Annotated in this window: 17 protein-coding genes; 1 reads left to right on the forward strand and 16 read right to left on the reverse strand. The window is 74.1% G+C overall.

The genetic code is table 11. The features are described from left to right. The first annotated feature begins 104 nt into the window (after positions 1-104). On the forward strand, positions 105-776 hold the full coding sequence (locus ACT3CF_RS00540) for a glutathione S-transferase family protein (protein WP_478419766.1): 672 nt from the start codon (positions 105-107) through the stop codon (positions 774-776). Positions 777-796: 20 nt separating this feature from the next. Here the strand turns inward: ACT3CF_RS00540 and ACT3CF_RS00545 are convergent, their stop codons facing one another. The 16 genes from ACT3CF_RS00545 to fliF are packed head-to-tail and all read right to left on the reverse strand — an operon-like array spanning position 797 to position 14,438. Continuing rightward, positions 797-1,201: a flagellar export chaperone FliS gene (locus ACT3CF_RS00545; protein ID WP_478421296.1), complete on the reverse strand. Its 405-nt coding sequence runs from the start codon at positions 1,199-1,201 to the stop codon at positions 797-799. Continuing rightward, entirely contained in the window at positions 1,201-2,607 is a 1,407-nt protein-coding gene (gene fliD / locus ACT3CF_RS00550) for a flagellar filament capping protein FliD (protein WP_478419767.1), read from the reverse strand. Before fliD ends, ACT3CF_RS00545 begins: the two co-directional genes overlap by 1 nt. 43 nt (positions 2,608-2,650) lie before the next feature. Further along, entirely contained in the window at positions 2,651-3,802 is a 1,152-nt protein-coding gene (locus ACT3CF_RS00555) for an EscU/YscU/HrcU family type III secretion system export apparatus switch protein (RefSeq protein WP_478419768.1), read from the reverse strand. Beyond that, complete coding sequence (gene fliR, locus ACT3CF_RS00560) at positions 3,802-4,572, reverse strand: flagellar biosynthetic protein FliR (RefSeq protein WP_478419769.1); 771 nt, start codon at positions 4,570-4,572, stop codon at positions 3,802-3,804. The genes ACT3CF_RS00555 and fliR overlap by 1 nt, the downstream gene beginning before the upstream one ends. 19 nt (positions 4,573-4,591) lie before the next feature. Further along, entirely contained in the window at positions 4,592-4,861 is a 270-nt protein-coding gene (gene fliQ, locus ACT3CF_RS00565; RefSeq protein WP_478419770.1) for a flagellar biosynthesis protein FliQ, read from the reverse strand. Beyond that, positions 4,861-5,694, reverse strand: coding sequence for a flagellar type III secretion system pore protein FliP (gene fliP / locus ACT3CF_RS00570; RefSeq protein WP_478419771.1), 834 nt, complete (start codon positions 5,692-5,694; stop codon positions 4,861-4,863). Before fliP ends, fliQ begins: the two co-directional genes overlap by 1 nt. After that, positions 5,691-5,945: a flagellar biosynthetic protein FliO gene (locus ACT3CF_RS00575; protein ID WP_478419772.1), complete on the reverse strand. Its 255-nt coding sequence runs from the start codon at positions 5,943-5,945 to the stop codon at positions 5,691-5,693. The genes fliP and ACT3CF_RS00575 overlap by 4 nt, the downstream gene beginning before the upstream one ends. Further along, positions 5,942-6,238 carry a flagellar motor switch protein FliN gene (gene fliN / locus ACT3CF_RS00580; protein ID WP_478419773.1) on the reverse strand — a complete coding sequence of 99 codons (297 nt, stop codon included), beginning with the start codon at positions 6,236-6,238 and terminating at the stop codon, positions 5,942-5,944. Before fliN ends, ACT3CF_RS00575 begins: the two co-directional genes overlap by 4 nt. Continuing rightward, complete coding sequence (locus tag ACT3CF_RS00585; RefSeq protein WP_478419774.1) at positions 6,235-7,224, reverse strand: FliM/FliN family flagellar motor switch protein; 990 nt, start codon at positions 7,222-7,224, stop codon at positions 6,235-6,237. The genes fliN and ACT3CF_RS00585 overlap by 4 nt, the downstream gene beginning before the upstream one ends. Before the next feature lie 6 nt (positions 7,225-7,230). Further along, positions 7,231-7,851 carry a flagellar basal body-associated FliL family protein gene (locus ACT3CF_RS00590; protein ID WP_478419775.1) on the reverse strand — a complete coding sequence of 207 codons (621 nt, stop codon included), beginning with the start codon at positions 7,849-7,851 and terminating at the stop codon, positions 7,231-7,233. Positions 7,852-7,883: 32 nt separating this feature from the next. Further along, on the reverse strand, positions 7,884-9,125 hold the full coding sequence (locus ACT3CF_RS00595; protein ID WP_478419776.1) for a flagellar hook-length control protein FliK: 1,242 nt from the start codon (positions 9,123-9,125) through the stop codon (positions 7,884-7,886). Between the two features lie 39 nt (positions 9,126-9,164). Beyond that, positions 9,165-9,602, reverse strand: coding sequence for a hypothetical protein (locus ACT3CF_RS00600; RefSeq protein WP_478419777.1), 438 nt, complete (start codon positions 9,600-9,602; stop codon positions 9,165-9,167). Continuing rightward, entirely contained in the window at positions 9,595-10,923 is a 1,329-nt protein-coding gene (locus ACT3CF_RS00605; RefSeq protein WP_478419778.1) for a FliI/YscN family ATPase, read from the reverse strand. The genes ACT3CF_RS00600 and ACT3CF_RS00605 overlap by 8 nt, the downstream gene beginning before the upstream one ends. Then, positions 10,917-11,729 carry a FliH/SctL family protein gene (locus ACT3CF_RS00610; protein ID WP_478419780.1) on the reverse strand — a complete coding sequence of 271 codons (813 nt, stop codon included), beginning with the start codon at positions 11,727-11,729 and terminating at the stop codon, positions 10,917-10,919. Before ACT3CF_RS00610 ends, ACT3CF_RS00605 begins: the two co-directional genes overlap by 7 nt. After that, on the reverse strand, positions 11,722-12,732 hold the full coding sequence (fliG, locus tag ACT3CF_RS00615) for a flagellar motor switch protein FliG (RefSeq protein ID WP_478419781.1): 1,011 nt from the start codon (positions 12,730-12,732) through the stop codon (positions 11,722-11,724). Before fliG ends, ACT3CF_RS00610 begins: the two co-directional genes overlap by 8 nt. Then, positions 12,729-14,438: a flagellar basal-body MS-ring/collar protein FliF gene (gene fliF / locus ACT3CF_RS00620; RefSeq protein ID WP_478419782.1), complete on the reverse strand. Its 1,710-nt coding sequence runs from the start codon at positions 14,436-14,438 to the stop codon at positions 12,729-12,731. The genes fliG and fliF overlap by 4 nt, the downstream gene beginning before the upstream one ends. Between the last annotated feature and the right edge of the window lie 2 nt (positions 14,439-14,440).

Genomic DNA, 14,440 nt, shown 5'->3' on the forward strand with positions numbered 1-14,440 from the left:
CCGCCCCGTCCGGCCCCGTTCCGCCCGATGCCGGCGGGGACGGGGCCGTGCGCGGCACGTCGCGCCTTTACGCCGCTGCGCCCGCGGGCCTAAAGCGTTCGGCCATGTGGCAACTCTACCAATTCCCGCTCTGCCCCTTCTCGCGCAAGGTCCGCCTGCTGCTGGGTGAGAAGGGGATCGGCTATGAGCCCGTCCGCGAATCGCCGTGGCAGCGCCGCGACGAGTTCATCGACCTCAACCCCACCGGCCAGACGCCGGTGATGGTCGATACCGAACGCGGCGTCACGCTGATCGATTCGACCGTGATCTGCGAATTCTTCGAGGAAACGGTCAGCAAGTCGGCGATGCTCAACGGCACCGCGACCGATCGCGCGGAGATCCGCCGGCTGGTGATCTGGTTCGACACGCATTTCTTCGGCGACATCACCGCGCCGCTGCTCCACGAACGCATGATCAAGCGGCTCGTCTACAAGACCGCGCCCGACGCCAAGGCGCTGCGCGAGGCGATGAAGGCCGCGGTCGCGCATCTCGACTATATCGACTATCTGCTCGACCACCGCACCTGGCTCGCGGGCGCGACGATGAGCCTCGCCGATCTTGCCGCGGCCGCGCAGATCTCGATCGCCGACTATCTGGGCGGGATCGACTGGAAGAGCCACGAGCTCGCCAAGCGCTGGTATATCGGGATGAAGAGCCGCCCCAGCTTCCGGCCGCTGCTCAGCGAGCGGATGGAGGGCATCCAGCCGCCGGCCGAATACGAAAAGCTCGACCTCTGACCGGTCGCGTCCCGGCGGGCCTATCCCGCCGGGCGAAGCCGGGCCCAGGCGCCGGCCACGTCGTCGATCTCGGCGGCGACCGCGCGGAACGGCGCGGGGTCGCTGCCGATGCTCGCCTGCACCACCTGCCCGCGCAGCCCGTGATAGAGCGTCGCCAGCGTCCGTGCGACGGCGCCCCCGCGCGCGAAATCCAGTCCCGCCTCCAGCGCGAACAGGATCGCCGTCGCCCGCGCGACGCGCTCGCTCTTGACCGCCCATTGCCGGCGTTCGGTCGCGCATGCCGCCGCGCGCAGCGCCGCCGCCGCCTCGGCATAGAGCAGGCCGGTCAGCGCGTGCGGATCGGCCCCGCTGGTGCGCCCGGCAAGGTCGATCTCGCGATAGGTGGCGGCGGGGTCGGCCGCCAGCCGCGTGGCGTAACGTCCCATCACCGGCGGCTCGCATTCCACGAATCGACCTGCTGCGTCAGAAAGCTCTGCGTCGCCTTGTACGCCGCGACGCGCGTGTCCATCGACGCGAATTGCTGCGTCATCCGCGTCCGCATCCGCTCGGCCTGGCCGTCGCTGCGCGTCTGCGCCTCGGCGTTGCGCGACAGCGCCTGGTTGTACCCCGCCTCGCTCGCGCCCAGCCCGGTGTCGGCGCTCGCCGCGTCCGCCGCCAGTCGCCCGACCAGCGCGGTCAGCCCGCCCGGTTCGGCAAGGATCGCCGTCACCGCCGCGGGCTGCGCCGCGATCACGCCGCGCAGCCGCGCCGGATCGAGCTTCAGCGTCCCGTCGCGCTGCGTCGCCACGCCCAGGTCGGCCAGCGTCGCCGGCGCACCCGCCGCCGCACCGGCGACCAGCGGCGTCAGCGTCATCGCCTTCAGCCCGCGCAGCAGCGCCTTGGCCGCCGGATCGCTGCGCAGCGTCCCGCTCTTGGGATCGACCGCCGCCGCCACCGACGCGAACAGCGCGTTATAGGTATCGACCACGTCGCTCACCGCCTGGGTGATCGCCGCGTCGGGGGTCGTCGTCGTGATCGTCACGCGCACGCCCGGCGCGGCGGCGGCAAGGTCGATCCGCACGCCGTCGATCAGCCCGTCGACGCGGTTGGCGGGGGCGTGCAGCGTCACCCCGTCGAGCACCAGCTCGGCATCCTGCGCGGCGCTCGTCACGCGGCTCGCTGCGGCGCCCGGTCCCACCGCCAGCCCGGCAAGTGCGCCGTCGGCGTCGAGCGTGAAGCCGCGGTTCGCGCCGCTCGGCCCCTTCAGCACCAGCCGCGCGCCCGCGCCGTCGGTGACGATCGACGCGCGCACGCCGCTGTCCGCCGCGTTGATCGCCGCGGCGATGTCGGTCAGCGTCGATCGGGCGGGGTCGATCGCGATCGTCACCGGCGCCGCACCGTCGGCGGCAAAGCCCTGCATCGCGCCGTCGACGACGCTCGCGCTGCCGAAGCGCAGCGTCAGCGTGCCGCCGCCCAGCGGCGTCGTCGCGCCGGCGGCGAACGGATCGCTCGCGCTCACCTGTCCCTGCGCCAGCCGCCGGACCTCCAGCGTCGCATCGGCGCCGGTTGCCGCGCCGCTGCCGTTCAGCCGCGACACGCTCGCGATCGCGGCGTTCGAACTCACCGGCTGCGCGGCGAGGCTCCCGCCCGCCGCCAGCGTTTCCAGCGCCGAGGCAAAGCGCGCGATCCCGCTCTTGAGCTGCCCTGCGGTCGAAATCTGCGTCGTCAGCGCGGCGTTGCGGTCGGCGAGCAGCTTGTTGCGGTTGGCAAAGGATGCGTCGACCAGGTCGGACACCAGCTTCTTGGTGTCGACGCCCGATCCGGCGCCCAGCGTTGTCGCGATCGATGGCATGGCATCCCTCCTGCCTTGCTAAACGGCCGCGGCCCGCCGGGCTTTAGGCCGATCCGCGCGCCTCGGGGACATGGCGGCCGTTCTCGTCGAACCGCGCCGATGCCGGGACGCGTACCGGCGGCGGCGCCGCACCCGCCCCCGCACGCGCATTCACGCCCATCACGAATGCCAGCACCGTCGCGATCGCCAGGTACAGGTCGTCGCGGATCTCCTGCCCGTCGCGGCTGGTGTAATAGACCGCGCGCGCGAGCTGCGGATATTCGAGCACGGGCACCGCCAGCTCGGCGGCGAGTTCGCGGATCGCCAGCGCCGTCGCGCCGCGCCCGCGCGCCACCACCACCGGCGCCGTGTCGCGCCCCTGCGCATAACGCAGCGCGACCGCGAAATGGGTGGGGTTGGTCAGCACCACATGCGCCTCGGTCAACGCCTTGCGGAACCCGCCCTTCAGGATCTGGCGCTGCCGCTGGCGCTGCGCCGCCTTGAGCTCGGGCGAACCCTCGCTCTCGCGATGCTCCTCCTTCACCTCCTGCTTGGTCATGCGCAGCTGGCGCCGGTGGCGCAGCATCTGCACCGGCACGTCGATCGCCGCGATCGCCGCCAGCCCGGCCGCCATCGCCGCCATCAGCGCAACGAAATGCCCGCCCATCGCCGCCAGCGTCGCGGGCAGGTCGGCGGCGATCAGCCCGATCGACGGTTGCGCCAGCCGCGCCAGCATCCATCCGCCCACCCCGCCCAGCAGCACGAGCTTGAGCAGCGACTTGCCCAGCTCGATCCACCCGCCGGGACCGAACATCCGCGCCAGCCCCGCCGCCGGGTTGATCCGCGACGCCTTGGGCGCCATCAGCCCGCCGTTCCACGTCAGCGCGCCCAGCCCGGCCTGGCCCAGCACCGCCGCCGCGATCGACAGCGCGAACAGCGTCGCCAGCGCGGGCGCCAGCCGCCATCCCGCGACGACCAGCGGCCGCCACGGCTCGAAATGCTCGATATCGGCGCGGCCGAACTGCAACGCCGCCACCATCAGGTCGCGGCACGCCGCGATCAGCTCGGGCCCGGCCCAGGCGAGCCAGGCGCATCCGGCGAGCATCCCCAGCGCGGTGCCGAAGTCGCGCGACCGCAGCACCTGCCCCTGTTCGCGCGCCTTGCGGCGGCGCTTGGGTGTCGGGGCTTCGGTGCGTTCGCCTGCGCTCTCCGCCATCAGCCGAACACCAGCCGCGGCACCGCGTCGAGCGCGGCATCGACGATGACGAGCAGATAATCGCCCATCGCGGGCAGCGCGACGAGCAGCGCCAGGATGCCGGCGATCAGGCTGGCGGGCAGCCCCACTGCGAACAGGTTGAGCGCGGGCGCCGCGCGCGACAGCATCCCGATCACGACGTTGAGGCACAGCAGCAGGAAACCGACCGGCAGCGCCAGCAACAGTCCCGCCAGATAGGCATAGCCGCCGAACATCGCGATGCCGAACAGCCGGTCGGCCGCGATCCACCGTCCCGGCGGCAGCGCGGCATAGCTGCGCACGATCAGGTCGACGAGCAGCAGGTGCCCGTCCATCGCGAGGAACAGCACCGTCAGCAACAGCGACAGGAACTGGCCCAGCGCCGCGGTCGACCGACCGCTCGCCGGGTCGATCGCGCTGGCAAAGCCGATTCCCATCGCCGATCCGATCACCTCGCTCGCCACGAACGGCGCGGCAAAGGCGATCTGGAGCACGAACCCGATCGCCACGCCGATCAGCGCCTCGCCCGCGATCGCCAGCATCGTTGCGGGTGCCAGTACCAACGGCGGCGGCACGATCTTGCTCGTGCTCAGCACCAGCACGCCGATCGCGCCGCTCAGCGCGATCCGCGCGGGCAGCGGCACCGATACCGCGCCGAACACCGGCGCGGCGGCAAAGGCGGCGCCGATCCGCACCATCACGAACAGCAGCGCCCACAGCTGCGGCTCGATCGACAGGCCGAACCCCATCATCGCGCGCGCCGCCCGCCGGTCATCGCACCAGCTCGGGGATGCGTTCGAAGATGCTCGTGGTGAAATCGCCGATCAGCCCCAGGATCATCCCGCCGAACACCGCCAGGCTCAGCCCGACGACGATCAGCTTGGGAACGAAACTCAGCGTCTGCTCCTGGATCGACGTCGCGGCCTGCACCATGCCCAGGATCAGCCCGGCGAGCAGCGCGGGGATCAGGATCGGCGCGGCGGCCAGCGCCAGGATCCACATCGCCTCGCGCGCGGCGGTCAGGAAATAGCCCGCGTCCATCACGCGCCTCCGAAACTGGCGGCAAGCGACCCCATCGTCAGTGCCCAGCCGTCGACGAGCACGAACAGCAACAGCTTGAACGGCAACGAGATCACGCTCGGCGACAGCATCATCATCCCCAGGCTCATCAGCACCGTCGCCACGACCAGGTCGATCACCAGAAAGGGCAGGAAGATCAGGAACCCGATCGAAAAGGCGGTCTTGAGCTCGCTCGTCACAAAGGCGGGGAGCAGCACCGAAAACGGCACGTCGTCGGGGCGGGCATAGGGGCCGCTCTTCGCCATGTCGGCAAACATCTTCAGGTCGCGCGTGCGCGTCTGGTGGATCATGAAGCCGTGCAGCGCGCGGCCGGTCCCCGCGATCATCTCGGTCGCGCCGATCCGTCCCTCGGCATAGGGCTGGATCGCGCTGGTGTTGGCGCTGTTGATCACCGGCGCCATCACGAAGAAGCTCAGGAACAGCGCCAGCCCGACAAGCACCTGGTTGGGCGGGGTCTGCTGGAGCCCCAGCGCCTGGCGCAGCAGCGACAGCACGATCAGGATGCGCGTGAAGCTCGTCATCATCAGCAGGATGCCCGGCAGCACCGTCAGCAGCCCCATGATGATGAGCACCTGGAGCGACAGGCTCAGCGGCGCGTTGCCGCCGCCCAGATCGCCCAGCGCGCGATCGATCGCGTCGCCGACACCGGGGCGGGCGGCGGCGTTGGCGGCGGCGTTCGCGACCGCGGCGGGCGCGGCGCGGGCCAGCGCGGGCGCCAGCACGGCCAGCGCGGCGGCCCCCGCCGCGACCCGGCGGGCGGCGCTGCGGGCGGGGGTGCGGGCGGGGCGGCTCATGCGCCCGCCCGATCGACCAGCGTGACGCCGGTGCGGCTCACCGAAACGAGCAGCCGCCGGCCCTCGAACTCGACGACCGCCAGCCGCAGTCCCGGCGACAGCAGCATCGTCTCCTGCACCTGCACCAGCCGCTGGCTCTGGCCGCGCGGCAACCGCGCCTCCAGCTTGCGCCAGGCGTAAAGGCATCCGACGAGCAGCCCGCAGACGAGCGGCAGCAGGATCGCGAGCTTGAGCAGATACGCCCACATCATGCGCGGATCGCCCGCTGCTCGGGGCTCACCAGTTCGGTCATGCGGATGCCGAACTTCTCGCCCACCGTCACCACCTCGCCGCGGCCGATCAGCGTGCCGTTGACGAACACGTCCAGCGGATCGCCCGCGTCGCGGTCGAGCTCGATCACGCTCTCCTCGCCCAGCGCGAGCAGTTCGCGCAGCGTCAGCCGCCGCGCGCCGATCTCCACCGTCAGCCGCACGGGCACGTCCTGGAGCAGCCGGAAATTGGCCGTCGCCGCCTCGGCCGCAAAGCCGCCGGTCATGTCGTTCATCGCAGATCCTCTTCGCTAAGCGGTTCGAGCAGGGTCAGGCGCACCGCCGCGCGTCCGTGCGCGGTGCCCGCCACCCCCCAGCCCAGCCGGCGGTCGGCCACGGTCACGGGCACCTCCGGTCCGAAATCGATGGGCAGCACATCGCCCGCACGCAGATCGAGCAGCCGGGCGAGCGGAACGACCGGTTCGGCCAGCACCGCACGCACGGGAAAGGTCACGTCCATCGCCGCGCGCGTCAGCCCGGCGCGCCATGCCGGCGGCGCCGCGCCGCGGGGACCGGCGGCCTCGCGCGTCAGCGGCGCACGCACCGCGCGCAACGGATAGATCAGGTCGATCGTCATCGCCGCGTCGGCGCCCGACCCGGCTCCGGCGCCGTCCGTCGGCGCCTCCGGGTCGCCCGCGATGCCGGACGCGCCGGCCAGGCACAGCGGCGCGACGATCACCGCCTCGTCGTCGTCGAGCGCGGGGGCGTCGATCGCCGCGTCAGCCACCGGTGCGAGCGCGATCGTCGCCACCGGCGCCCACGCTGCCGCGATCGCGGGGGCAAGCTGTGCCGCCAGCCGCGCGACCAGCGCCTCGGCCGCGGGGCTCAGCGTCGCGGGCACGCTCGCCGGCGCGGCGCCTTCGCCCCCGAAAAATCCGTCGAGCATCTGCAGCACGCGCGCGGCGTCGAGCGCGATCAGCATCGGGCTGTGCGATCCCGCGATGTCCAGCGGCTGCCACGCCGTCGGGGTTCCGCCGCGCGCCGCGCGATAGGCGCCCAGCCGCATCACCTGCACCGGCGCCGCCCAGCCGCCCGCCAGGTCGCGCAGCATCGGCGCGACGATCGGCACCAGCGCCTTGACCAGTCGCGTGCCCACCGCCTGCACGGCGGCCAGGTCGATCGCCGCGCCCGCGTCGGCGCCGATCAGGACCGGCGCATGCGCCGCCCGGCCGCGCAGGCCCGGCATCGCGTTCGATTCGATCGGATCGGCGTCGTTAACCATCTTCGTTCACTGAACGATGAAATTGGTAAAGTAGACGTTACTCACGCCGCCAAATCCTTCCTTCTCTTGAAGGACGGCGTTGATCGCCTTCACCAGTCGCGTCTGAATTCGTTTCTTGCCTTCGGCAGTAAACACCTCGTCCTCGCTGGTTTCGCCCAGCGCCATCAGCACCGCCGACCGGATCGCGATTTCGTGCGTCTTGATGTTTTCGAGCACGCGCGTGTCATAGGGGGTCGAAACCGCGATCCCGACCTGAACGAAATGGACGCTGTCCTGCAGGTTGGCGGTGAATTCCTTCTCGAGCGGGTAATAGCTCGAGGCATAGGCGTCACCGCCCTGCCCCTCGGGGGTCGGCCGCCCGTGCGCGCCGGGCTTGTCGGCGCCCTCGCCATGCCCGCCCTCGCCCAGCGACGCACGCGCCTCCTCGCGCTTGGGGAGCAGCCGCGGCCGGTCGTCGGCCGCCGCGGCGCCGTGCGCCCCGAACCACCCCGCCTGCATCGCATAGACCGCCGCCCCTCCGCCGCCGAGCAGCAGCACCAGCACCGGCGCGCCCACGATCAGCAGCATCGGCCGGCGTCGCGCGGCGGGCGCGCTCGCATCCTTGTTGTCGGGCTTGTTGTCGGACATGTCGATCTCCCCTGATGGTCGGGCCGTGCGGATCAGGCGATCCGCGCATCGGCATCGGCGGCGGCATCCGCGGCGGCGGCGCGCGACGGCGCCGGGCGGGACGGCGGCGGCGCCGGCTCGGGCGGGCGGCGCGGGCCGGGATCGTGCCCGCCCTGTCCGGCCTGCCCGTCGGCGACGCTCGTCTGGCCCAGCCGCAGCCCGCGTGCCTCGGCGATCTCGGCAAGCCGCGGCTGTGCCTCGCTCAGCAACTGGCGCGCCGCGGCGGTCTCGGCCTGGAAATGCAGGTGGACGCGCTCGCCCTCGTGCCGGATCGCGACCTCGACGCCGCCCAGCGCCGCCGGCGCCAGCCGCAGCCGCGTCGGCCCGCCCGCGGCATCGGCCGCTTCGCGCGCGGTCTCGATCCGCGCCACCATCGTCTCGATCCATTCGGCGCGGCGCGTGTCGATCGCCGCCTCGGGCACCGCGGCCTTGGCGACGACCTGGTGCGGCGCCATCGCCGCGCCGGTCGCGGGGGACAGCGTCGGCACCGCGACCGCCTCGCCCGGCGTGTCCGTCGTGCCCGCATCGCCGATCCGCACCGTGCCCGCCGCCTCGCGGATCTGCGGGGCGAGCATCTCCAGCGTCGTCGCCGCGCGCGCCGCGCCGCTGCCCTCGGCCATCGGCCGGGCCGTCGTCGCCGCCGCCGCCGCGCGGTCGGGTGCGACGATCACCCCCTTCAACGCGTGCAGCCCCGCCGCCAGCGCGCCGGGCACGTCCTGCGCGCGTCCCGCGGCCGCTTCGGGTGCCGGGTCGGGCTTCGCGCCGGGGAGCGCATCGCCGACGACGACTGCCGCGCCCGCCGCACCCGGCGGCGTCGCCGCCGTCGCCGCAGCCGGCACCGCTGCCCCGCCTTCGCCGTCCGGCGCGGGCGCGGGCGGCGGGACGAGCAGCGCTGCGAACCAGCCATAGCCCGGCATCGCCCCGTCCGCCGGCGGCGCCTCCGCCACGTCAACCGCCGTGTCGGTCGCCGCGTCGGGAACCGCGTCACCGTCGGCCGCGCCCGGCAACCCCGGCAAGATCTTGCCGCCCCCGGCAAGGGCCTGCCCCTGCGCGGCAAGCGCGGCCTCGGCGGCCGGATCGCCCGCGCCCGGGGGCGCGCCGGCCGCGTCGGCGCCGGTCGCGCCGCGCGCGGCTGCGCCCATCGCCACGGCAAAGCCCGCGCCGCGCCGCGGCGGCACGGCCGGGCGCGCGCCCTCGGCGATCGTCATGCCCGTCATCGGTGCCAGCGCCGTCAATCGAACCCCCTCGCAGCGAAACCTCGTTCGCCGGTGGGTTCAGCAAGGACCGTGCCGTTTTGGCCGCGCGGGCGCGGGCATCGCCTCCAGCCGCCGCAATTCGCGCAGCCGCGCCGCCGCCGCCGCGCGTTCGCCCAGCTTCTCGACCGCGCGCCGGTCGCGCTCGGCGGCCTGCGCCGTCGCCCGCGCCGCGGCACAGGCGGCATCCGCCGTCGCGATCCGCTCGGCCGCCGCCGCCGCGCTGTCGTGGAGCCGTGCGCGCAGATGCGCCGCCGCGCCCAGCATCGCCGCGGGCACCGGCGTCGTCGCCGCCACCGGCACGGTCGCCGCCGCCAGCCGCGCGATCCGTTCGGCAAGCGCCTGCGCATCGGCCAGCACCGCCGCGGCGCGCGCCGCCTCGGCCTCGGCGAGCAGCGACTGGCGCCGCCGCACGCGGTGCAGCCGCGCCAGCCGGGCGCCGTCGCCGCGTTCAGCCATCGCCGAACACGCCGGTCAGCTCGGCCACCGCCTCGGCGATCGAAACCTGCGTCCCCGCTTCCTGCCGGATATAGTCGAGCACCGCCGGATGCGCGGCGATCGCGGCGTCGATCGCGGCGTCGGCGCCGGGGCGATAGGCGCCCATCAGCACCAGGTCGCGATTCTCCTCATAAGTGGCGAGGTGCCGTCGCAGCACCCGCGCCGCCGCGGCGTGGTCGGGGGCGACGATGTCGCCCATCACCCGGCTCACCGACGGCCCCAGGTCGATCGCGGGATAGACGCCGCGTTCGGCGAGCGCGCGGCTCAGCACGATATGCCCGTCGAGGATCGACCGCGCCGAATCGACCACCGGGTCGTTGCCGTCGTCGCCGTCGGCCAGCACGGTGTAGAGCGCGGTGATCGACCCGCCCCCCTGCGCATCGACGCCCGCGCGCTCGATCAGCCCGGGCAGCATCGCGATCGCCGACGGCGGATAGCCGCGCGCCGACGCCGGCTCGCCCAGCGCCAGCCCGATCTCGCGCCCGGCATGCGCCACGCGCGTCAGGCTGTCGAGGATCAGCAACACCTGCCGCCCTTCCGCCCGGAACGCCTCGGCGATCGCGGTCGCGCGCATCGCGCCGCGGATGCGCAGCACCGGCGAATGGTTGGCGGGCACCGCGACCACCACCGATCGCGCCCGCGCCGCGCCGGCGAGCTTGGTCTCCAGAAAGTCCGCCACCTCGCGGCTGCGCTCGCCGATCAGCCCGACGACGACGACGTCGGCGGCCGCCGCGCGCACCATCATCCCCAGCAGCACCGACTTGCCCACGCCCGATCCCGCCATGATCCCGATGCGCTGCCCCTGGCCGATCGTCAGCAGCCCGTTGATCGCGCGAACGCCGACGTCCATCGGCACGCGCACGCGGCCGCGCTCGAGCGGCGACTGCATCCGCCCGGCAAGCGGCCAGCGCCCCGCGCCGCGGATCGGCCCCAGCCCGTCGATCGGCCGCCCCGCGCCGTCGACCACGCGGCCCAGCAGCGCCGCGCCCACCTCGGCCTCGCCCGGTGCGCCGATCGGCCGCACCGCCGCGCCGGGCAACAGCGGCGCCGGCCCGCCCAGATTCATCAACAGCGTCCGGCCGTGGCGAAAGCCGATCGCCTCGGCCTCGATCGGTGCGGGCGCGTCGCCGACGGCGCACACCGTGCCCACCGGCAGGCGCAGCCCCACCGCCTCCATCAACAGCCCGTCGCACGCCGCCAGCCGCCCCGCGACGCGCGGCTGCGGCGCCGGCGCGTGCGCGGTCAGCGTCGCCAGATAATCGCCCGCGAACCGCGTCAGCATGACGGGACCGGCACGCCCGCGGTCGCGGCGCGCAGCTGGTCGAGCCACGCGCCCGGCCCCTCCTCGATCCGCGTCACCGCGTTTTCGAGGACGAAGCCGCCGCGCTCGACCGTCGCATCGGCGCACGCCGCGACGCCCGCGGGCAGCAGCGGCGCGACCGCATCGCATTCGGCCGGGTGCAGCCGGATCGTCACCGCGCCCACCGGCGCCTCGCCGAGCAGCGCGGTCGCCGCGGCGATCCGCGCGCCCAGCCATTCGGGATCGACCGCCGCCTCGCCCAGCATCTGCTCGACCAGATGGAGCACCGTCGCGCGCAACTGCTCGGCAAGCGCGGCGCGATCGATCTGGCGTCCCGCGGCAAAGGCATCGGCGATCCGCGCCGCGAGTGCCGCCCGCGCCGCCGCGTCGGTCGCCGGAGCCGCCGCGGCAAGCACCGCCCCGGCATCCGCCATCGCATCCCCGGCCGCCGCCGCGCTCCCCGCCGTCGCCGCCGCCCGGAACGGATCCCAGCCCGCGGTCGGATTGGCGTCGGGATCGGCCGGGCGGAAATGGCGCGGCCGCGGCATCGTCGTCGCCTCGCCCGCCCCGTCGGCGGCAGGCGCAGGCGCAGGCGCAGGCGCCGCAAGTTCCATCCGCGCGCCGCCGTCCGTCCCGGCCGCCGCCGCCTCCGCACCCGGCGCCTCGGCGACCCGCGCGGCGTCGCCGGGACGCGGCGCGACCGCGAACGCCGGCCCGCGGCCAAAGGCGGGGACGAAGTCGGGCGCGGCGGCGCGGCGCGGCAACAGGCCGGGGACGAATTCAGACATATTCGTCCTCGCCGCCCTTGTTCGGCATCCGGATCGTTCCGTCCTTCACCAGCCCGCGCGCCACCGCGACGATCGCCTTCTGCGCGTCGAGCGCTTCGGCGAGCTTCATCGGCCCGCGCGCCTCCATCTCGTCGCGGATGCCGTCGGCGGCGCGGCTCGACATGCATCCCAGGAAACGCTCGCGCGTCGCCGCATCGGTCCCCTTCAGCGCCTTGATCAGCACCTCGCCATCGACCTGGCGGATCAGCGTCGACAGGTTCTTGTCGTCGAGCGCGAGCAGATGGTCGAACACGAACATCGCCTCCTCGATCGCGCGCGCGACGTCGCGGTCGATCTTGGCCAGCCGCGGCATCACGCGCTGTTCGGTCATCCGCCGCGCGCTCGACAGGATTCGCGCCGCCTCGCGCGTGCCGCCGATCTGCACCTCGGGCGCGCGCCGCACGGTCGCGCCGCGGCGCTTCAGCATCGCCTCGATCGTCGCGATCGCCTCGGGCGAGACCGGGCCCAGCCGCGCGACGCGGCGCAGGATCTGCGGCTGCAACGCCTCGGGAAGCTGCTCGAACACGCTCCCCGCGCTTTCGGGATCGAACTGCGCGAGCAGCACCGCGCCGATCTGCGGATGCTCGTCGGCGATGATCGCCGCGATCTCGGCGGGGTCATACCATTGCAGCGCCTCGATCCGGCCGCGCGCCTCGGGCGGCAGGATGCGCGCCAGCATCGTCGCCGCGCGCTCGGGGCCCAGCGCGCGCGTCAGGATCGTCTCGACGCGCGGCGCGGGGTCGAACGTCACACCGGTGCGCGTCTCGGCGCGCGCGACGAACTCGTCCATCGCGGCGTGCATCTCGGCTTCGGAAACATCGGCGACGGCGTACATCGCGCTGCCCAGCGCGCGCACCTCGTCGGGGTCGAGCTTCTGGAGGATCGCCGCGGCTTCCTCGTCCCCCACCAGCATCATCAGCACCGCGGCGCGCTCGACGCCGCTGAACGCGCGCGCGGCGGTCATGCCGCGTCCGATCGGATCATGTCGCGCACCGCCAGCGCCGCGCGCGCCGGATCGTCGCGCGTCAGCGCGCGCACCATCCCGATCCGCGCGGCGGGATCGGCCGGGGCCGGTATCGCCGCGCCGCCCGTCGCCGCGTCGCCGCCGGTCGCCGCCATCGGTACGCCCGCGAGCGCGCCGTCCGGCGTCGGCACGCCCGCCGCCGCCGCGTCACGCCGGCGCCCGATCGCGCGCAGCGCGGGGCGCACGCCCAGCAACAGCACCATCAGCGCGATCACGATCGCGGTCGCGTTGCGCGCCGCCATCGGCACCCATTCGGCCTCGTACCAGGCGGGACCGGCATCGCCGTTCGCGGCGGTGCTGAACTTGCGGCTCACCACCGTCACCTGGTCCTGCCGCGCGGCGTCATAGCCGACCGCGGCGCGCACCAGTTCGTTGATCTGGTTGATCTCGGCCAGGCTGCGCGGCTTGCCCGGCTCCTCGCGCAGCAGCACCGCGACCGACAGCCGCTTGACCGCGCCCGGCGTCGCGCGCGTCACCGACACCTGCTTGCCGGTCTCATAGCTGCGGGCGAAACTGTCGCTTTCCTTGGCCATGCCCGGTGCGGGCGCGGCGGCGCCGGGTGCCGCGGCCGCCGCGGCGGCGGGGCCGTTGGCCGCGCCCGGCTTGCCGCCCTGCGGCGCGTTGGGCGCGTTGGGCGCGGTCAGCGCGGCGGCCGGCGGCGGCGTGTTCGAAAGCGCGCCGGGGATTCCCCCCGCCGGGCCCTCGCGCGGGGCGGCGCTCCAATTGCCCTGCTCGGCGCGCACCACGCCCTGCTTGTCATAGCTTTCGCGCGTCGCCTGGTTCTCGTCGAGGTCGAGCTCGGCCTGCACCTCGGCGGTGAAATTGCCCGCGCCGACCATCGGCGTCAGCAACTGGGCGAGCTGCGTGCGCAGCTTGTCCTCGACGCGGCGCTGCGCCTCGATCCGCGCGTCGCCCGCCGATCCGCCGCCGGGGCGCGACAACAGCGCGCCCGCCTGGTCGACGATCGTCACCGCCTCGGGCTGCATCCCCGGCACCGACGATGCGACCAGGTTGACGATCGCGCGGATCTGCGCCTCGCCCAGCACGCGGCCGGGGTGCAGCCGCACGATCACGCTCGCCGACGGCTGTGCGCGGTCGCGGACAAAGGCCGACGCCTCGGGCGTCGCCAGATGGACGCGCGCCTCGGCGATCGCGTCGATCTCCTGGATCGACCGCGCCAGTTCGGTCTCGCGCGCCTGGCGCAGCCGTTCGCCTTCCACCGCGCGGCTGACGCCCATCGGAAGCTGGTCGAGGATCTGGTATCCGCCCGGCGCCGCCTTGGGCAGTCCCTGCCCGGCCAGCAGCATCCGCGCCTTGTGGTAATCGTCCTCGGCGACCGTGATCGAACCCGCCGCGTCGATCCGCGAGCGGATATTGGCGGCGTCGAGCGCGGTGGTGATCGCCGCCTTGTCGGCATCGGCCAGGCTGGCGAACAGGATGCGCTGCGCGGGCGTGCTCAGCATCGCCCAGGCGAGCAGCGCGGCGGCGACCAGCCCGGCGAGCATCAGCAGCGGCAGGCTGCGCCGCACCGCGGGCTGCTGCGCCAGCGCCTGCGCGCGCGCCAGCACGGGGGCAAGCGGGCCGGCGCCGGCGGCACCGGCGGGCGCGATCGCGCGCGGTTCGGCGGGAAGGATCGTCTCGTTCATCG

This window comes from Sphingomonas chlorellae, assembly GCF_056485145.1.

Excerpts from the sequence above, each read along its gene's own strand:
- fliG (WP_478419781.1), bottom strand. The coding sequence starts at position 12,732 with ATGACCGCCGCGCGCGCGTTCAGCGGCGTCGAGCGCGCCGCGGTGCTG.
- fliF (WP_478419782.1), bottom strand. The coding sequence starts at position 14,438 with ATGAACGAGACGATCCTTCCCGCCGAACCGCGCGCGATCGCGCCCGCC.
- ACT3CF_RS00575 (WP_478419772.1), bottom strand. The coding sequence starts at position 5,945 with ATGATGTGGGCGTATCTGCTCAAGCTCGCGATCCTGCTGCCGCTCGTC.
- ACT3CF_RS00600 (WP_478419777.1), bottom strand. The coding sequence starts at position 9,602 with ATGGCTGAACGCGGCGACGGCGCCCGGCTGGCGCGGCTGCACCGCGTG.
- fliQ (WP_478419770.1), bottom strand. The coding sequence starts at position 4,861 with ATGGACGCGGGCTATTTCCTGACCGCCGCGCGCGAGGCGATGTGGATC.
- fliN (WP_478419773.1), bottom strand. The coding sequence starts at position 6,238 with ATGAACGACATGACCGGCGGCTTTGCGGCCGAGGCGGCGACGGCCAAT.
- fliD (WP_478419767.1), bottom strand. The coding sequence starts at position 2,607 with ATGCCATCGATCGCGACAACGCTGGGCGCCGGATCGGGCGTCGACACC.
- ACT3CF_RS00590 (WP_478419775.1), bottom strand. The coding sequence starts at position 7,851 with ATGTCCGACAACAAGCCCGACAACAAGGATGCGAGCGCGCCCGCCGCG.
- ACT3CF_RS00540 (WP_478419766.1), top strand. The coding sequence starts at position 105 with ATGTGGCAACTCTACCAATTCCCGCTCTGCCCCTTCTCGCGCAAGGTC.
- ACT3CF_RS00585 (WP_478419774.1), bottom strand. The coding sequence starts at position 7,224 with ATGGTTAACGACGCCGATCCGATCGAATCGAACGCGATGCCGGGCCTG.
- ACT3CF_RS00610 (WP_478419780.1), bottom strand. The coding sequence starts at position 11,729 with ATGTCTGAATTCGTCCCCGGCCTGTTGCCGCGCCGCGCCGCCGCGCCC.
- fliR (WP_478419769.1), bottom strand. The coding sequence starts at position 4,572 with ATGATGGGGTTCGGCCTGTCGATCGAGCCGCAGCTGTGGGCGCTGCTG.
- fliP (WP_478419771.1), bottom strand. The coding sequence starts at position 5,694 with ATGAGCCGCCCCGCCCGCACCCCCGCCCGCAGCGCCGCCCGCCGGGTC.
- ACT3CF_RS00545 (WP_478421296.1), bottom strand. The coding sequence starts at position 1,201 with ATGGGACGTTACGCCACGCGGCTGGCGGCCGACCCCGCCGCCACCTAT.
- ACT3CF_RS00555 (WP_478419768.1), bottom strand. The coding sequence starts at position 3,802 with ATGGCGGAGAGCGCAGGCGAACGCACCGAAGCCCCGACACCCAAGCGC.
- ACT3CF_RS00605 (WP_478419778.1), bottom strand. The coding sequence starts at position 10,923 with ATGCTGACGCGGTTCGCGGGCGATTATCTGGCGACGCTGACCGCGCAC.